The organism is Megalodesulfovibrio paquesii (genome assembly GCF_054653055.1).
The window spans coordinates 73500-90339 of record NZ_BAAIGQ010000001.1 but is presented as its reverse complement, the minus strand read 5'-3'; the positions used below and the strand labels follow the sequence as shown (position 1 = coordinate 90339).

Below are 16840 nucleotides of genomic sequence, written 5' to 3'. Positions count from 1 at the left end.
CCCTTTCTACACCTATGCCAATCAGACATTCTGTGCGGCATAATGGCCGTAATAAGAATCATCATTCAAGGGAGGATTTACGGCACCGTTATACACAACGCCAAGCAACTTGTCTCCCATCAGATTGGCTGCATCAGACGCTTCCTGTAATGAGGTTTCTCCCTCCCGCACCACAAGAAGAGAGATGTCACTCAATGACAACAGAAATCGTGTTTCAGCATACAAGAGGATGGGAGGAGTGTCCATAATGATGTATCTGTCTGCATACCGGTTTTTCATTTCCAGCAAGAGATCCCGCATGTAGCGTGAGGAGATCAGCTCCACTGGATTATGCACGGGATTGCCTGCCGGGAACAAGGTGAGCTTGCCGATACCGGTTTTGATCAGTGAATCGGCAATGGTCGCTTTGCCCTGCAAGCACTCAGAAAGGCCGGCAGTGGCAGCCAAGCCAAGGTATTCATGGCAGACCGGGCGGCGGAGATCGCAATCCACCAGGAGCACGGTGTGGTCATATTGCCGGGCCAGATTGATGGCCAGATTGATGGACGTGACGCTTTTCCCTTCCCGTGGCCTGGCTGAAGTGACCAGGACCATGCTGCCGCGCGGGTTGGCAGCGGTGGCCTTGAGCACGACTTCCATGGCTTTCTTGTATTCCTCGTTGCTGCAGCTGTTGGGCAGGCTGCCTGCAAGCACCATGTGTTCCCGGATAGTGTTGGGAACGGAACCCGGGCTCATGGACTGTTGCCGGGCTGCCGCATTGAGGCCGGAGGAAGGTTGAGGGATGGACGGTGGAGCAGCTTCTTCGCTGCGTCGGGCCTCGGCCTTTGCCAGGGCGTCCGCGATTCGACTCATGGATGACGCTCGCGCGGGGTTAGGATGCCTTGATCAACAGCAGGAGCTGTTTCATAGGCAATGAGTGTTCTAGAATGTAATAGCCGGTTAACGAAAGCACGACATACAGCGCGGCCACGGCAAAGACAATTCGCCCCCTGCGGGCACGGCGCCGCTCCTGTTGCTCATCCACCACGGCAGGAATCACAGCCAGCACAGGCAAGCCCATGGCTTTGATCTGCTCTGAGGATTTCAGCTTGTTGCGCAACATGTCGAACAGGAACAGCAACCCCAGCCCCATCACCAACCCTGCCACGGGGCCCAGCAGGGCGATGTGCCGCTTGGAGGGAGGCATGGGCGCAAAGGGGGTGACAGCAGGATCCAGCACCCGGAACGTGACAGACTTGTCCTGGAGTTCCATCTGTTTGGATACCTCCGATTGCCCGTAGCGGGAAACAAGCTGATTGTAGATGATCAACTCGTTTTCCTTGGTGCGCTCCAGTTCGGCCAGGGTGGCTCTGGTGTTTGGAATCTCAGATAATAGCTTCTTGTTGCGCTCAATGGACTCTTCCTGCCGCGCTTCCAGTTCCTTGTACGCGTCAATTTCAATTTGCAACAGTTCAGGAGTCATGTGCCCGGAACCGGTGTCCACGGGCAGGCCGGCGGCCTGGTGCCTGGCGGCGTTCAGTTCGGCGCGGGCCTTGGCCACCTTGGGATGCTGGTCCGTGTATTTCTGACGCAGCGCGGCCAGCTGGGCCTGCAGCTGGGCCACCAGAGGAGAAGTGGTTTCCGTGGGTTCGCCCTCAAGGCCGAACAGGCGTTTCTTGGATTCCAATTCCCGGCGACGGATGGTCAGATCTTCGAGCTTTTTTTCAGAGTTGGAGATTTCCCCACGCAGAAAGGTCTCGTCCACTGCCAGGGTCATGCCCTGCTCTGACTTGAAGGTGTTGATTTTTGCCTCTGCCTGATCGATGCGTTTTTTGAAGTACTCGATCTGTTCAGCCAGAAAACGGGTGGCTTCCAGGGAGTCATCCCGTTTGTTGGTGATATTTTCTTCAATGTATTTGCGGACCAGGGCATTGGTGAAATCGCGGGCGAAAATGGGATCGCCATCAAAAAAGGAGATGGTGTACACACTGTCTTTTTCGCGGGAATCGAGCCGTAAACGCGTGACGAGGTCTTTGAGGTAGGCATCCTTCTGCAGTTCGTTCATGCCCACATCTTTGTTCAGCTCGGAAAGCACCTTGGAAAGCATGGTCCGGCTGGTCATGGAAACACCCAGCATTTTGGCCTTGGAATCCACCGAGGGGGTGACGGCAATGCCTTTCACCAAATCCGTGACCACGCTTTGCTCAAGATAGACTGTGGTGGAAACCTGGAATTTCTCCGGCTTCATGTACGCAAAGCCAATGGCAATGGTAGTGAAGAGGCAGATGCAACAAGCCAGAAACACCTTGTGCGTGCGAGCCAGCACCAGCAGGCGTTTGAGAATTTCCTTGATGTCCATCACAGTGCTCCGGAAACGACGACGCGTGTCATGTCCACGAATAAGGTAATACGAAGATCATCGGATTTCGTGGAGGATCGTCAGCCGAAATCCGCGTTGTTCGGCGGCCCGGTGTTGCGACCTGAGTACGAAAGAATTTTAAGGACGCAACACTAGAAGAAACTTTCTTCCACGATGATCATGTCGCCCCGCATCAGGGGGATGTTCTGCGTCATGTCGCCTTTTTCCACCAGCTTCTCTCCTTTGACCGGAATGGTCTCCTGCTTGCCGTCGCGGGTGCGGACAATCCTGGAGGAGTCCGGGCTGGCGAACTTGTTGAAACCGCCGACGGCGAGCACGGCATCCAGAAAGGTCATGCCTCCATGCCAGGTGAGGGTTGCGGGCTTTTCCACCGCGCCAACCACATACACGTTGGCATCTTTGGCCGGGGGCAAAAAGACGATATCATGCGCGGCCAGGGGCAGGTTGGCGCTGGCATTGCCCTGCTCATACAGCGTGGTGAAATCTCGGGCAATTTCCCTATTGTCCCGGATCAGCCGGGCCTGGGCCAGATCCACGGTGTTCAGGTCGCCCAGGGCGGCCAGAAGCTCCAGCAGCGTTCTGCGGGTGCGGATTTCGAACAAGGCCGATTTGACGCCGCCGCCAATGACAAACACGGCATCATTCGTTGGGGCGGCAACGGCAACCTTGACCTGCGGGTCGGTGAAATACTGCTTCAGTCGGTCCTTGAGTTCTTGAGAGAGCTGCTCAGGAGTCTTGCCGGCGGCTTCTGCCTCGCCGATGTAGCTCAAGGTGATTTTGCCGTCCGGCCGGACAATTGCCGTCCCCGAGAAGTCAGGCTCCTCGGGGATGACGATGGCAAGCTGGTCGCCGGGGGCGATGATGTAATCCTTGGCCTGCACTGCAGCGGAGCAGCTCAGCACCATGACGACTGCAATGCACCATGCGGCAACGAATTTACCTGCGGTCACGCCCATCTCCTTCGTTTACCTGCTGCCCTTGCGCAGCAGCACCACTGAGATGGTTTTGAATATAATCAGCAAATCGAAAATAAGCGAGATGTTTTTGATGTAGTACAAATCATACCGGAGCTTTTCCAGTGCGTCTTCCACCGACGCACCGTACGGGTAGCACACCTGCGCCCAGCCGGTGATGCCAGGTTTGATGAAGTGGCGTTCCGAGTAATAGGGAACCACTGCATTCAGGTTGGACACGAACTCCGGCCTTTCCGGGCGCGGGCCGACGAAGCTCATGTCTCCCTTGATCACATTGATAAGTTGCGGGATTTCGTCAATGCGGGTTTTGCGAAGAAAATTGCCCACACGAGTCACGCGCGCGTCGTTTTTGCAAGCCCATACGGCGCCATTGCGTTCGGCGTTCTGGCACATGGTGCGGAATTTATAAATGTTGAAGTCCCGTTCCCCACGTCCGACGCGGATTTGGCGGAAGAAAACCGGCCCTGGCGAGTCCAGCTTGATGGCCAGAATGACGAAGGGGGCGAGGGGTGCGAAGAGCAGCAGAATGATTGCCGAGCAGATCAGGTCCATCATCCGCTTGCCCAGACGCAGCAGCGGGGTGACGCGGAAGCCATCGCAAAAGATAAACCAGCTTGGCGTAATGTTTTCCAGGGCCAGCTTGTGGGTGAGCCGCTCATACATGCTGGGGGCGTCCAGCACTTCGATGCCGCAGAGTTTGCAGCTGAGCATTTCGCGCAGAGGGAAGGCCCCCCGGCGTTCCTTGAACGAAATGACGATCTTATTGGCACCGAGGGACTTGGCGCGTTCGAACAGGTTTTCGCAATGCTTTGCCGGGTTCAGCGGAGAGTGCGCGTCCACGTCCTGCTTGGATGCGGCAGGGTCTTCCAGAATCAGGTACTGGTGTGGGCGGGACTGCAGCAACGTTTTGATTGGCGTGATGAGGGAACCATCACCCACGAGCATCACTCTGTCCGCCACTGCCGGAAACAGCATGGCCCGCTTTTCCCGCAGGTCATACAGCAGCCGCAGGATGGTGAACATGCCTATGGCCAGGACAAGCTCAAGATACTCGACATGTGTTTGCGCATGCACGTGCTGCATTGCATCCAGCAACATCAATGATACAGCCAGGGCTGCCAGGGGCTTCAACAGCACGCAGGTCAGGGGTTCTGGCCGCAATACCGTGGCCATGAGGCGATTGAGCAGAAACGAAGGCATCACCGTGATGGCGATGTACAGGAGCAGCTTGTTGGTGTGCAGGAGTTCCTCAACGGCAGCAAGGCTGAGCCCGGAGGATTGAAAGGCCATGACCGTCAGCAGGGATATGGCGGCAAAGAGGATTTCCGAAGCCCACTCGCCAAGAAAGGGCTTGTCGTCAAATGTCTGGGCAGTGTCGAACATCATGGTGAAGCTCCTGGATTTGTCCGATTCGCCTACTGGACGGGGGCAGGGGCGGTGACGCTGGCCACGCTTTGCATGCGGGCTTTCAGGGTGGCGTCATTGGGATAGAGTTCCAACGCCTTGGAAAGAAGCTGCCGCGCCTCGTCCTGCTTGCCTTTTAGGATGAGAATGTACGCCAGGGTATCAAGCACAGCTGGGTTGTTGCCTTCGGCCTTGTAGGCAGAGATGGCCAGTTGCTCGGCCTTGGCCAGGGTGTCCTGGTGATCCGCGTAGATCATGGCCAGATTATTGAGGACCAGCCCGTAGTTGTTGCGCAGTTGCAGGGCTTGTTCATACATCTCCACAGCTTCCTTCTCCCTGCCCAGCGCCTGCAGCACTGCGCCCTTGGCGGCCAATGCCGGGACGGGTTCGGGTTGGGTGCTGATGACCCGGTCAAAGGCCTGCAAGGCTTCTTCCGAGCGGCCCTGGGTATGGAGCAGCTTGCCCAGGGACATCAGGGCATCCGGATTGTCAGGTTCTGCGGCCAGGGCCCGCTGCAGGATTGCTTCGGCGCCAGCCGGATCCTTTTGGGATTCTTTGACAAGCACCAGAGGGAAGTAGTGCCGGGCAGAATTTGGGGCAAAGCTGATGAGCCGTTCGGCTTCCCGCTCGGCGGCCTGCGGCTCATTGAAGGCCATGAGCAGACGGATGCGCTCCATGACCCCGCCTTCCTGATCCAGGGCTTCGAGCCGCTGCAAGGTATCCAGGGCCTTTTCCTTGTTCTTGGCCGCGGTCAGCAGCTGGGCTTTCTGGGCCAGCAGCGGTTTGTTGTCTGGATGTGTGGCCAGGAAGGTGTCCAGCAGGGCCACCGAGGCGTTAAAATCACCCTGGCGGGCATGCAGGGCGGCGGCTGCTGCAAATCCCTGGGGCGCACCAAGCTCCATGGCCCTGGCCAAATGCCCCTGGACAACCTCGAGATGCCCCTGGCTCTGGGCGCAGCTGGCGGCGCGCATGATCAGGTCAAGATCCTTGGGGGCCTGGGCCAGACCGGTTTCGAGCTCTGCACACGCTTCCGCCACCTGTCCTTTCCGCATGCGCATGGCGGCGAGATTGATGGAAGAAAGCGGCAGTTCCGGAGCGAGCTGCCGGGCCTCCTGCAGTAACGTTTCCGCATCCGCTTCCCTGCCTTGCCGCAGCCGGATCTTGGCCAGGGCATTCTTGGCCATGGCTGCGTTACGCCCTTCCAGGGTCGGATCGTCCAGCAGGGTTGCGGCATCGTCCAGGCGGTCCTGCCGCAACAGCAGCGTCATGAGCACCACCCGGGGTTCAAGATCCGACGGCGCCGCTGCGATGGCCAGGCGGAAGCACGCCTCTGCCTCAGCCAATTCGCCCTTGCCGGCCAGGAGCAGGCCGCGCTTGATTTGCAGCCGCGGATCCGCAGCATGCGCACTGCTGAGTTCCGTGAAGACTTCCAGGCTCTTGTCAAACTCTTTGCGGGCAAGAAAGGCCTCGCCTTGCAGAAGCTTGCCAGCCATGCTGTCCGGATTGTGGGACAGGAGCCGGTCGGATTCCCCCAAGGCCTCATCCACTCGCCCCTGCTGCAGATAAATGGCGGCAACCCGCTGACGCACAAACTGATTGTCCGGGGTGGCGCCGAGGACAGTATGAAAATGACTCAGGGCCTGCTCCAGTGTCCCTTGCTTTTGAAAAGCAAGGCCCAGATAAAAGTGCGTATCCAGTTCCCGACGAATGGTCAGGGCGCGTTGCAGGGCGGTGATGGCGGCAGCATAGTTGCCATCATGCAGATCGGCCAGGCCGTTGAGTTTGAATGGTTCTGGGATGTTCACAAACTCCTTGCCCAAGGCATCCGCTGTTGCGCGGGCCTGGGCGGCGTCCCCATTGCTTTGCAACCGCAGTCGTGCTTCCTGATATCTGGCAGCAACATCTGATTTTCGCAGTGCACCAAGCTTGGCATAGGTTTCAATGGCAGCCTGCGTTTGCCCATCCTGCAGTTGAAACAAGGCCAGTTGATGCAGCCCCTGTTTGCTTTCGGGATGTTGTTGCAGCAGTTGCTGCAGAGCGGCCCGGGCTTCATCGCCGCGCTGCATGGCAATGAGGGCACTCACTTCGCCAATGCCCGCCAGTTCATTGTTCGGACTCAACTCAAGGGCGTGCCGGAAATCGGCAAGGGCCTCTTCCAGCCGACCCTGCGTGCCCCGGGCCACACCGAGCAGCTCCCAGAGTTCCGAGTTCTGCTTTTGTTGCTCGACCGCCTTGAGGAGAAGATCCTCGGCTTCCTTGGTTTTCTTTTGCCCAAGAAGCAGCTTGGCCTGCAGGGAAGGCTTGTCGGGGTGTTCATCCTTCAGTTGTTCCAAATCCGCTGCAGCCTGGGTCAGCTTGCCCAACTCGATCTGCACCAACACCACCTTGGCCAGCGCTTCCTGGTTTTCCGGGTGGTCCTTGAGCAGGCTTTTGTAAACAACCAATGCCCCCTGCCTGTTGCCATCGGCCACCATGGCAGCGGCCTGCTGCATCAGGTCATCCTTGGATTGACCGGAACACCCGGTAACGCACAAGGCCATTGCAAGGGCAAGCGACACAAGATTCCACATCCGCCACCTCGGTACGCGTTGGTTGACAAGCTGGGTGGGCTTGGGGCTGGGAGTTTCACAGCTATGCATACACACTGCTGCGAATAGTGTTCCATGTGCGAATATTATGAAAAAGTAGGTAGATAGAACAAAATATGGAGCGAGTCCCTCAGAAAAGGAAGAGTCAGGGAGCGCGTGGCGTGCGAAGCAGCCACAACATCTAGCAGCCGATTTTGCTGCATCTTCCCAAGATGGCGCACCAATCTTGCTGAACGGTGCCGTGGTCCAACTTTTCGAGCCTGTCCAGCTTTCCTGGACAATGGAAGAGGCAATACTGGAGCGAAAAAGATTTTGTTAACTATTATAGTGGGATTACGTGAGTCAGACCCAAGAGAGGCAAGGACGCATCCCCGCGGGAACATGGCGGAGGGCAGAATCCGAAAAAACTGGACAAAAAATCAGATACAGCCAAGCAGGCCGGAATGACGGGATTTTTCTCATGGCGCGAAACTTGCGTGGTAGCAAAGAGTCCCTCGACTCTGAACTCTTAGCTGTTTGGAAGGACCGCATGAAGCGCACCATTCTTGTCACTGGCGGCTGTGGCTATATCGGGAGCCACACCTGTCTCGATTTGCTCCAGCACGGGCATGATGTGGTAGTGGTGGATAATTTGTGCAATAGCAGTCGGCAGGCTCTGGGGTATGTTGCTGATATTGCAGGAAGAAAAATTCCACTACATGAGATAGATTTGCGTGATGGTGCGGCACTGCGGGCTCTGTTTTTACTCTACTCTGTTGATGCGGTGCTTCACTTTGCCGGACTCAAGGCCGTTGGAGAGTCCATTGAAAAGCCCTTGGAGTATTACCACAATAATCTGGTCGGCACGTTGGAACTGTTGCAGGTGATGCGCGAACATGGCGTCAAGAGATTTGTCTTCAGTTCTTCCGCCACGGTATATGGGGTTCCGGATGCAGTCCCCATTGCCGAAGACGCACCTGTGCGGGTCACCAACCCCTATGGGCGGACCAAGCTGATGGTGGAAGAAATACTCCAGGATGTACACCAGGCAGACCCAGAGTGGAGTATCGCCTTGTTGCGGTACTTCAATCCCGTTGGTGGTCATGCAAGCGGCCTCTTGGGTGAGCGGCCGCATGGTGTGCCAAATAATCTGATGCCGTACATCTGCCAGGTCGCTTCGGGAAGGCTGGCGCAGTTACGCGTGTTTGGTGCCGACTATCCCACCCGGGACGGTACCGGGGTACGCGATTACATCCACGTGCAGGATTTGGCAGAAGGCCATACCCTGGCCGTGGAACAACTCATGGCCCAGCCAGGCCTGCGTATCTGGAACCTTGGCACTGGAACAGGCTATAGCGTGCTGGAAATGGTTCGGGCTTTTGAGCAGATCAATAACGTTGCGGTACCATATCAGATTTCCCCCCGCCGCGATGGCGATGTGGCCGAGTGTTATGCCAATCCGAATAAGGCCCGCACGGAATTGAAATGGGTCGCAAAACGCGGCCTGGAAGAAATGGTTCGCGATGCCTGGGCCGGGGAACGGATGCAGCAAGTGGCGGAAAGAACGCAAGAGGTGTGATGTAATATGCATGATTCAAGATATGGAACGTTTGCGCATACACTAATCCTTCTTCAGGTAGTATTATGGCTGATTGCAACGCAGACGGCACAAGCAGAAGTCACTCCCATAATTTGGGCAAATGACGGGCATGACAAAATCACCCAAGACGAGATGCGCGCTTCTGAAGGCAGAAATGTACGAAACAGCATTTGGGATGGCAGCCGCGTGCATGTCTTTGGTGCGAAAAATGAAGTCGTATCATTCAATATTATTATTGAAGAAAAGGACTCTTCACAAGGGTATTACGCGGTTGAGGCAGAAAATCTGGATCATATCAATGGCAAGGACTCGATCTACAAAAAGCAGACCAGTTCAGACGTATTTTCTTATCAAGGTCGGAATATCGAACTGTTTTATGTGCGGTATCTACAAATAAAAGGTCTTTCGCAGCTGACTTATACTCCGGCCTATGATGAACGCCACGTCCCAGCACGCTTCCGACTGCCGTTTTCTTTGCCAAAGGGGACTTCCCGCGGCAGGTTTGTGGACCGTCCTGATGCGAACAAGATGTATCCTGATATTGCAGTACCTATGGAGCTGGTGCAGTTTTTCCCCATCGCACCACACACAAACCAAAGTGTCTGGGTCGATATTTACATCCCGGAAACGGCAACGGCCGGTGACTATGCGGGGAGTATCACAATCACGCGAAATGGAAGATCAATTGCCACTGTTCCCGTATCGTTGGAGGTACTTGATTTCGCGTTGCCCAATACGATGTCTGCCAAGACAATGGTGTGGATGAACGAGCCTGATGTAAATGCGCGTTATACTGGCATTCGTTGGTATGATGCCGGAAGTGTAACCCCTGCAATTCAACAAAAAATGCACGAAGTTTGGCTTAACCATCATCTTGTTGCAAGGAGACATCGTATCTCTTTGATTACAGACGGCAATGACTTGTTTCAAAATAAAAGAATGCCACGTTGGGCATCCATTCTCGACGGGTCACTGTTCACAAAAGAACACGGATATGTCGGCCCTTGCATGGGCGCGCCTGCGGATGTGTATTCCATTGGCACCTATGGGAGTTGGCGCTCTTTCGCGGACTGGGGCAAAGGCGAATCTGAAGAAAAGATGCATGCAGGCGCAGACAAGTGGTTGCGCTATTTCGCAGACAACTACCCCAGGGCAGAGCTGTTTTTGTATCTCCTGGATGAACCGCGACAACAGGACTTTGAAAAGGTGGAGCGGTGGGCCTCCTGGTTGAAATCCAACCCGGGCCCGGGCCGCGCCATGAAGTCACTGTGTACGACGTCATTGGTCAAGAAAATGGAATTTATGCCTTCACTCGATATTTCATTTGTTATGTGGGGAGACGCAGATCAATGGCGTGCAGTGTTGAAGCGCGAACAATCAGCACCAGCTGAAACAATGATATACAATGGATGGCGCCCTGCCTCTGGGACGTTTATGACGGAAGACGATGGAGTAGCCCTCAGGGTGAATGGCTGGATACAGTACAAGCATGCCGTCTCACGTTGGTTTTATTGGGCCGGTACGAATTATAAAAATCCATCGTTCGTCAATAAAGAGGTTAATGTATTCCGTGAAGCCGTGACATTCGGAAGGGTTTCAGAAAAGTATCATGAAAAATATGGCGAAACAGGCGCCAACTACGGGAATGGCGACGGGGTGCTCTTTTATCCGGGCACGGATGTGCTGTTTCCCGCGGACAGTTACGGCATCCCGGGGCCAATTGCCAGCCTTCGTTTGAAAATGTGGCGAAGAGGGCTGCAGGATTATGAATATCTCAAGCTCGCAGCAACCAGGCAACCCGCTGCCGTGGAGGAACTGGTGCGGCAAATGGTGCCCAAAAGCATGTGGGAACTCGGCGTGACCGACAAGGCAGATCCCTCCTATGTGCATGCGGACATCAGCTGGTCGACGAATCCTGATGATTGGGAGGCGGCACGTAGGAGGCTGGCCGAGATGATTGGGGCGAGGTAGTAAAATAGTCAGATTGCGTAATGGTATGGTTACATTGTAATCGTCTGTCTGAGAAGGAACAGTATCTTCTTTGGCATCAGCACCATTCCAGCCAGTGCATATGCGCCTATTCCAATTCCGAGTTTTATCAGTACAGCACTCCAGGGAGAGGCTGGCAACACAGGCCATATGCCGGCCAGGGCGGTAATCATCACTAGCTGCGCCACAAAAATTGGCCAGACTACGCGTAAGACCTCCCGCCAGCCCAGACCAATGATACGCATGAGGGTGCGGGTGAACATGCAGCTTAAGATCGGATAGATTGTAATCCACACATACATGGACGCTTCCGCGTTCTGTGTGGCCCAGAGCAACAGCATTCCTGCACTGATGCATGCGAATAGCAACAGCATGTATCGTATTTGGGCTGATATCTTTCCGATGGCGGTAAGGCAATTCATGTTGTAGCTTTCCGCGAGTTTGAATATGTTTGCGATGCAAAATATCTTTAATGGCAATACAGCTCCAGCCCAGCCGGCGCCCAGAAGAATGCCGACGGCTTCTTCAGCGCATGCAAAGAGCAAAATGAAAAACGGGGTAATGAACAATAACTGCAATTCCGCAACACGGATGGTCCAGCTTCTGATGGCCGAAAAATCTCCCTGCATTTTTGCGAGATACGGGTACAATACCTGGTTTATAATACGAATGATTTTTTCAAACGGCAAGTTGGTGAGCTGCTTGGCGAATCCATAGGCTCCGAGGAATTGGGCAGAGGCGATTTTCCCGAGGATGGCTGTGTCGGCCATAAAATACAATTGGCCAACCATGCTTTTGATCATGACTCCCACGCCGAAACGCAACACTTCGCGAAGTTCCGAAATATGCAATTGCCTGGTTGGCCTGATGCGTTTGATCCGGACGAACAACACAAACTGAAAGAGTTCGATCCATAGCCCTTGTGCTGCGATAGCCCAATAGCCTGCCCCGAGCCAGGCCAGGAGCAGGGTGACTCCCGATGTGGCGATGCGGGAAATGGTTTCTGCTTTGCCTATTAGGTCAAAGCGCGTCTCCCGAACCAACAGATTGCGTTGCATGGATTTGGCGGCAGTCAGTACAAATACGAGACTTTGGAATGCAACAAGATTGCTCAGCCGCGGTTCTTTAAAAAACCACGCCATAATTGGACCGGCCAACACTCCCACTCCAGTCATCCCGAGGCCGATAAGGAGCGAAATGCTGTACAGCGAGGCGCACTGCGATTCTGTAATGTTTTGACGTTGGATGACTGCAGCGCCTACTCCCATCTCACTCACCGTTTGCGCAAAGACTGTGAACAGGCCGGACAATGCCACCAAGCCATAATCTTCAGGTGTAAGCATGCGCGCCACCAGAATGGTGGCAGACCAGGTGACTATCTGGCCGAGGAGGGCGGAACCTCCCATCCAGGCCAGACTGGAAGCAATGCTGCGTTGGCTCATGATCACTGCATACCAGAGTTACGCACGGGAAGTAACATTGAGGTTTGCTGACTCAAATCCGTTGAACAACATTCCGGTTTCTTTGAGGCCATCGCGATGCACAGCCTCAAGCATCGCTGTGACGTGCCTGGAATACTGCTCCTCTGAAAAAGTCGATCTGGCCAGTTGAGCGCCAGCGGCCCCCATGCGCTCCCGCAGGAATGAATCTGCAAGTAGTACATGGAGTTTCTCTGCCAATGCATCTACATTTTCTGGCTCCACAAGAAATCCATTGATTCCATCCTGGATGACATTAGGAATGCCGCCCACTCGCGTTCCTACCAGTGGTTTTCCGCAGGCCATGGCTTCAATAAATATCCGCGGCACTCCCTCTGTTCGCGAAGGCATGGCAAAAATATCACAAGCTTGCACGGTCCCAGGCATCTGATCATACGGTACCGGCTTGCGGAGTTCCGCCCCCGGCACGGCCTCAACCCTGGTCCGCCACTGACTCAACTCTGGTTCCCGTCCATGGCCCATGACGACGAGCCGCGCATTCGGATGGGCGGGTTTGAGACGCGCAAAGGCATCTAGAAGCAAGTCCACGCCTTTCAGTTGAAAGGGAAACCCTGCTGTGAGGATGGTGTGTCCTTTGCTCTCCTGTTGAGGAAAGAAAGAGACGGGAACAAAATCGTGAAAGAAAACATATTTTTTTCTCGATAATATGCTGTGCCATTCGCATAATTGTTCTGGGCTGAGCAATTTGACCAGATCTGCGAATGACAATACAGTGCGACAGCAAGTGTTAAAGGCCATTTTTGTTGCCGAAGAAGGCGTTTGACCACTTAAAGTAAGAGCTTTGGCATCACGATAATGTCCATTCACTTCCACAATCAGCTTGCAGCCGGTCATCAGTTTGATGGCGCTGGCGATGAGTCCCAACTTTAACGGGTCATAGGCTATGACTGTGTCAAGTCCTTCCTGGCGCACGATGCGGGCGCCATGGCGAATCATGCGCAGCGTGTGCAACAGCTTATGCGTGACGTTGTGGTGCTGCAATGGCGGGAGCACATGCAGAGTGCCCCAGGGAAAGCGTGTATTGTTCAGGCTCGGGTCCCCGGTAAAGAGAACATGGGATTCAACGGTGTCCTGCAAATGCTCAAATCTGGACGTGAAGTGTGGCAGATGGGCGAAGTAACAGTGCGGAAGAATAAATAATACTTTGAACTTCATTGTAGTTCCTCTGCCTTTTTCACATCGAGGGCAGCCAGATATTGATCCACCATGTGATCCCAGGAATACCGCTGTCTGATACGGTGCATGGCTTCGACACCGAGGGAGGCCGCTACTGCCCGGTTTTTGGTGAGTCGCCCAAGGGCTTCGGCCACTGCTTCGGCATCTCGTTCCCGCACCAGAGCACCGACCCTGGCATCAACCACTCTGGCCACGGAGCCCACATCCACAGCAACCACAGGCAACCCCGAGGCCATGGCCTCCATCAGCGAAAGGGGCAATCCTTCGTTCTGCGACGTCAGGGCGTAGGCATCGCAGGCATTGAGCCAGTCTTGCACATTGTCTGCCATGCCGACAAAGTGAACGCGTCCGCCCACCCCAAGTTCGGCCGCAAGCCGTTCCAATGGGGCACGCTGCGAACCATCGCCCACCAGGAGCAGTTGCAATCTGCCGCTGCCGTGCAGGTGTGCCGGAAGCAGGGCAATGGCCTGAATCAGCAAATCGAGCCCTTTGACCGGCTCCAGCCGGGCGCAGCTGCCAATAAGAAAATCGTTGTCCTCAAGCTGCAGCCGGCTGCGATGACTGGCACGGACTGCAGGATTGGGATGAAAGCGGCTGGTATCCACCCCATTGGGGATGGCGAGGGCCTTTGGAGCCATTTGTGGCAGGCGTTCAACAAACCATTTTTTAATAATTTCAGATACAAAAACGAAACGGTGCACCAGAGGGGCCATCAGCCCCATCTTGCGTATGATATCCGGTCGTTTTTCATATGAATGATAGTCATGCTCCACATGCACCAACGGTCTGCGCAGCAGGGTTGCCGCGGGCAGGGCATGTACCAGTTGACGGAAATGATGCGTCAGGATGCCAGTGCTGTGATGGGTCCTCACGAGCTGGCCGATGCGGAGCATGGCCCGGGGCTGGATGCCAGTGGGACAATCGAGATTCAGTGTCGGGATCTCTTGTTCATCCAGCCTGTTACGCAGAGGTCCGTCCTGTCCTAGCCCGCAAACAAGATTGCGGTGGCCCCGGATGGTGAAGGCGGTGGCCAACGTGGCGGTCAGGGATTCGGAACCGCCGATGTGCAGTGAATCTATCAGGTGGAAAACATTCACGAATGCAGTCCCCCTTACCTGGAAACGGTGTTGCAGGTCTGGTCGTGCGAAGATGCCTGCTGCCAGAGACTTCCGCCGCCAAAGAGCCAGTGTTTCCAGGCCAGAACCACCGCGGCATTGAGCAGCAGAAAGCCGGAAAGCGCCCGCCATGGAGTGCTTGTTGCGCCTGTGCGCCATGCGAGCGCCGCAGCGATCCAGGTGAACAATTGCATCATTCCAAACGCGAAAAGCCAGCCATGGCCAACCAGGCTTGCAGTCAGGCTCAGCGCCAAGAACCATGGCAGGAACAGCCGCAACAGTTTGTGCGAAACAAAGCGAAACCAAAGTGGATTGCGCCAGGGAGAAAACAACATCGGCGCCAGGGTCCACAACTGCAGGTTGCCATACAGCGTACGGACTTTGCGGGCCAATTCACCACGGTCATGGATGGGCTTTTCGTCCACGGCAATGGCCGTGGCATCGAAAAGCACGCGCCGGCCTTGCAGGGCAATACGCATGGGAACGAGCACGTCATCAAGGATAGTGCCTGCAGGCAAGGGCGAGACATGGGATTTCCGTACCATATAAATGGCGCCGGTCGCCCCGACAACCGAGCCGCTGGCGGCCTCATCGGCCCGCAGTCGCGCTTCAATATTCCAGTAGGATCCCACGGCGCTGGCAGCGCCGCTTGCCTGGCGGGCATTGGCGGGTTGAATCACCAGACGCCCGGACACGGCGCCTACGGATGCATCCCCGAACCAGGCCATGAGCCGGCGGGCAACATCCGGTGCAAAGCGTTGCCTGGCGTCGCAGAGCAACAGGAACTCGTGGGACGCCAGGGCGATGCCGGTATTGAGGGCCGCGGCCTTTCCGGCCGCGGGTTCCTGACGCGCCAGAATGACACCTCGCGAACTGTAGCTGCGGACGATGGCATCGGTCTCATCTGTTGATCCGTCAGAAATGACAATGATTTCGAGGCATCCTTCCGGTACATCCATGGCCAGCAGATTGTCCAGCCGTGCGGCGATCCGGCGCGCCTCATCCCGTACGCAGAGCACCACGCTGACGGGGTGCGGCGTTGCATCCTTGTAGGTCGGCAGTGGCCGCCATCGGGCCAGCATCCGCATGAGCAACGGGTAGCCCACGAGGGTGTAGGCCAGCAAGAGCAGGGAGATGAGAGTCAGGGCTTCAGGCATGTTCACCCCCTTCCCTGATTCTCGTGTCATTCGGCGCGCCATGCATCACGAGCGAGGTGAGATGCTCGGCCAGGATGGAGGTATGCTTCTGGAGAGAATGACCGGCCCAGGCAACCTCATGGGCCTTGCAACCGATTCGGGCACGCAGGGTGGGGTCCTGTATCAGGGCTGCCACAGCAGTCTCAAATTCTTCAACTGTCCTGACAAACATGGCTGTTTCACCATGCGAGGCAATTTGTTTCTCGGATTCCGTGGGATGGACCACCGCCGGCAACCCCGCGGCCATGTACCCAAGCAGTTTGTTGGGATCCTTGAAACGTTGCATGGAGGATGTGTCGCGCCATCGAAAGGCAATGTCGGCATCCAGTATATCCAAATCCCAGGTATCGGGGTTGAATGAACGGTATTCAATCCAGTCATGGTTTCCAGGAGCATCAGTGTCGTAGAGGATCCGACAACCATATTGCTTTTTGAGCTGGCGCAGGACTGGCAGTATGGGATCGTTTTGCTGCTGATTGAGAGAAACACCAGTCCAGTATAAGGTAACACCATGCGTTTGTGAGGAATGCGACTTCCAGTGTGACGCGCTGCGATCATTATAAATTTGTCGTGGCAAAAACAGGGGCCGCAGGCCCGTGCGGCGCAACACCGGTTCGAGCTGGGGGGCGGCATACAGACAGCCGTCCAGTAAGCGAAAGGCCGCGGAAAGCTGACGTTCCGTGCGGGCGTAATAAATCTGTTTGAGCATTCGCCGGGGCAGCCCGGGTTCGTACACGCTGGGGTAGAGAAACGTGTCCTGATAATCCAGGAGCATGCGCACGCCCTGCGCGTTGAGCTTCTTGAGAATTGAGAATTCTGGGATATACTTAATGAAAATCAAAATATCAAAAGACGCAAGCTCCTCATACATAAATGGCTGCCACTGGAAGTAATCACATGTTGCCCCAGTAAGTTCCTGGAGCATACGCGAAACCTTAAGGCCAGATTGGCGAAAGGAATT

The 16840-nt window shown here is 55.5% G+C and carries 12 protein-coding genes; 2 read left to right on the top strand and 10 right to left on the bottom strand.

All coding sequences use genetic code 11. The features are described 5' to 3' along the window. Positions 1-21: 21 nt before the first annotated feature. The 5 genes from ACYQ00_RS00450 to ACYQ00_RS00430 form a co-directional block, all read right to left on the bottom strand. Positions 22-696 carry a polysaccharide biosynthesis tyrosine autokinase gene (locus tag ACYQ00_RS00450; protein WP_460030265.1) on the bottom strand — a complete coding sequence of 225 codons (675 nt, stop codon included), beginning with the start codon at positions 694-696 and terminating at the stop codon, positions 22-24. A gap of 175 nt (positions 697-871) precedes the next feature. Continuing rightward, on the bottom strand, positions 872-2338 hold the full coding sequence (locus tag ACYQ00_RS00445) for an XrtA system polysaccharide chain length determinant (RefSeq protein WP_460030264.1): 1467 nt from the start codon (positions 2336-2338) through the stop codon (positions 872-874). 152 nt (positions 2339-2490) lie between these two features. Then, positions 2491-3309, bottom strand: a complete 819-nt coding sequence (locus ACYQ00_RS00440; RefSeq protein WP_460030263.1) for a polysaccharide biosynthesis/export family protein — start codon at positions 3307-3309, stop codon at positions 2491-2493. 15 nt (positions 3310-3324) lie between these two features. Continuing rightward, positions 3325-4719 (bottom strand): TIGR03013 family XrtA/PEP-CTERM system glycosyltransferase, encoded by a 1395-nt coding sequence (locus ACYQ00_RS00435; RefSeq protein WP_460030262.1) that lies wholly within the window; start codon positions 4717-4719, stop codon positions 3325-3327. A 29-nt stretch (positions 4720-4748) separates the two neighbouring features. Next, positions 4749-7229, bottom strand: a complete 2481-nt coding sequence (locus ACYQ00_RS00430; RefSeq protein WP_460030261.1) for a tetratricopeptide repeat protein — start codon at positions 7227-7229, stop codon at positions 4749-4751. Positions 7230-7854: 625 nt separating this feature from the next. On the opposite strand from ACYQ00_RS00430, the gene galE reads away from it, so the two are divergent. Beyond that, complete coding sequence (gene galE / locus ACYQ00_RS00425; RefSeq protein WP_460030260.1) at positions 7855-8883, top strand: UDP-glucose 4-epimerase GalE; 1029 nt, start codon at positions 7855-7857, stop codon at positions 8881-8883. Positions 8884-8889: 6 nt separating this feature from the next. Next, a complete protein-coding gene (locus tag ACYQ00_RS00420) occupies positions 8890-10875 on the top strand; it encodes a DUF4091 domain-containing protein (RefSeq protein WP_460030259.1) in 1986 nt (661 codons plus the stop codon). A gap of 29 nt (positions 10876-10904) precedes the next feature. Here ACYQ00_RS00420 and ACYQ00_RS00415 read toward each other — a convergent pair whose 3' ends face one another. From ACYQ00_RS00415 to ACYQ00_RS00395, 5 genes are read right to left on the bottom strand one after another with little or no spacing between them, the layout of a single operon-like run. Then, positions 10905-12335: a lipopolysaccharide biosynthesis protein gene (locus ACYQ00_RS00415; RefSeq protein WP_460030258.1), complete on the bottom strand. Its 1431-nt coding sequence runs from the start codon at positions 12333-12335 to the stop codon at positions 10905-10907. An 18-nt stretch (positions 12336-12353) separates the two neighbouring features. Then, entirely contained in the window at positions 12354-13547 is a 1194-nt protein-coding gene (locus ACYQ00_RS00410) for a glycosyltransferase family 4 protein (RefSeq protein WP_460030257.1), read from the bottom strand. Further along, positions 13544-14665: a glycosyltransferase gene (locus ACYQ00_RS00405; protein WP_460030560.1), complete on the bottom strand. Its 1122-nt coding sequence runs from the start codon at positions 14663-14665 to the stop codon at positions 13544-13546. Before ACYQ00_RS00405 ends, ACYQ00_RS00410 begins: the two co-directional genes overlap by 4 nt. Positions 14666-14679: 14 nt before the next feature. Then, complete coding sequence (locus tag ACYQ00_RS00400) at positions 14680-15840, bottom strand: glycosyltransferase family 2 protein (protein ID WP_460030256.1); 1161 nt, start codon at positions 15838-15840, stop codon at positions 14680-14682. Then, a complete protein-coding gene (locus ACYQ00_RS00395) occupies positions 15833-16804 on the bottom strand; it encodes a glycosyltransferase (protein ID WP_460030255.1) in 972 nt (323 codons plus the stop codon). The genes ACYQ00_RS00400 and ACYQ00_RS00395 overlap by 8 nt, the downstream gene beginning before the upstream one ends. Between the last annotated feature and the right edge of the window lie 36 nt (positions 16805-16840).

Coding starts and splice junctions, on each gene's coding strand:
- ACYQ00_RS00430 (WP_460030261.1), bottom strand. CDS start 7,229: ATGCAGCAGGCCGCTGCCATGGTGGCCGATGGCAACAGGCAGGGGGCA.
- galE (WP_460030260.1), top strand. CDS start 7,855: ATGAAGCGCACCATTCTTGTCACTGGCGGCTGTGGCTATATCGGGAGC.
- ACYQ00_RS00410 (WP_460030257.1), bottom strand. CDS start 13,547: ATGAAGTTCAAAGTATTATTTATTCTTCCGCACTGTTACTTCGCCCAT.
- ACYQ00_RS00435 (WP_460030262.1), bottom strand. CDS start 4,719: ATGATGTTCGACACTGCCCAGACATTTGACGACAAGCCCTTTCTTGGC.
- ACYQ00_RS00420 (WP_460030259.1), top strand. CDS start 8,890: ATGCATGATTCAAGATATGGAACGTTTGCGCATACACTAATCCTTCTT.
- ACYQ00_RS00395 (WP_460030255.1), bottom strand. CDS start 16,804: ATGCTCCAGGAACTTACTGGGGCAACATGTGATTACTTCCAGTGGCAG.
- ACYQ00_RS00445 (WP_460030264.1), bottom strand. CDS start 2,338: ATGGACATCAAGGAAATTCTCAAACGCCTGCTGGTGCTGGCTCGCACG.
- ACYQ00_RS00400 (WP_460030256.1), bottom strand. CDS start 15,840: ATGCCTGAAGCCCTGACTCTCATCTCCCTGCTCTTGCTGGCCTACACC.
- ACYQ00_RS00450 (WP_460030265.1), bottom strand. CDS start 696: ATGGTGCTTGCAGGCAGCCTGCCCAACAGCTGCAGCAACGAGGAATAC.
- ACYQ00_RS00415 (WP_460030258.1), bottom strand. CDS start 12,335: ATGAGCCAACGCAGCATTGCTTCCAGTCTGGCCTGGATGGGAGGTTCC.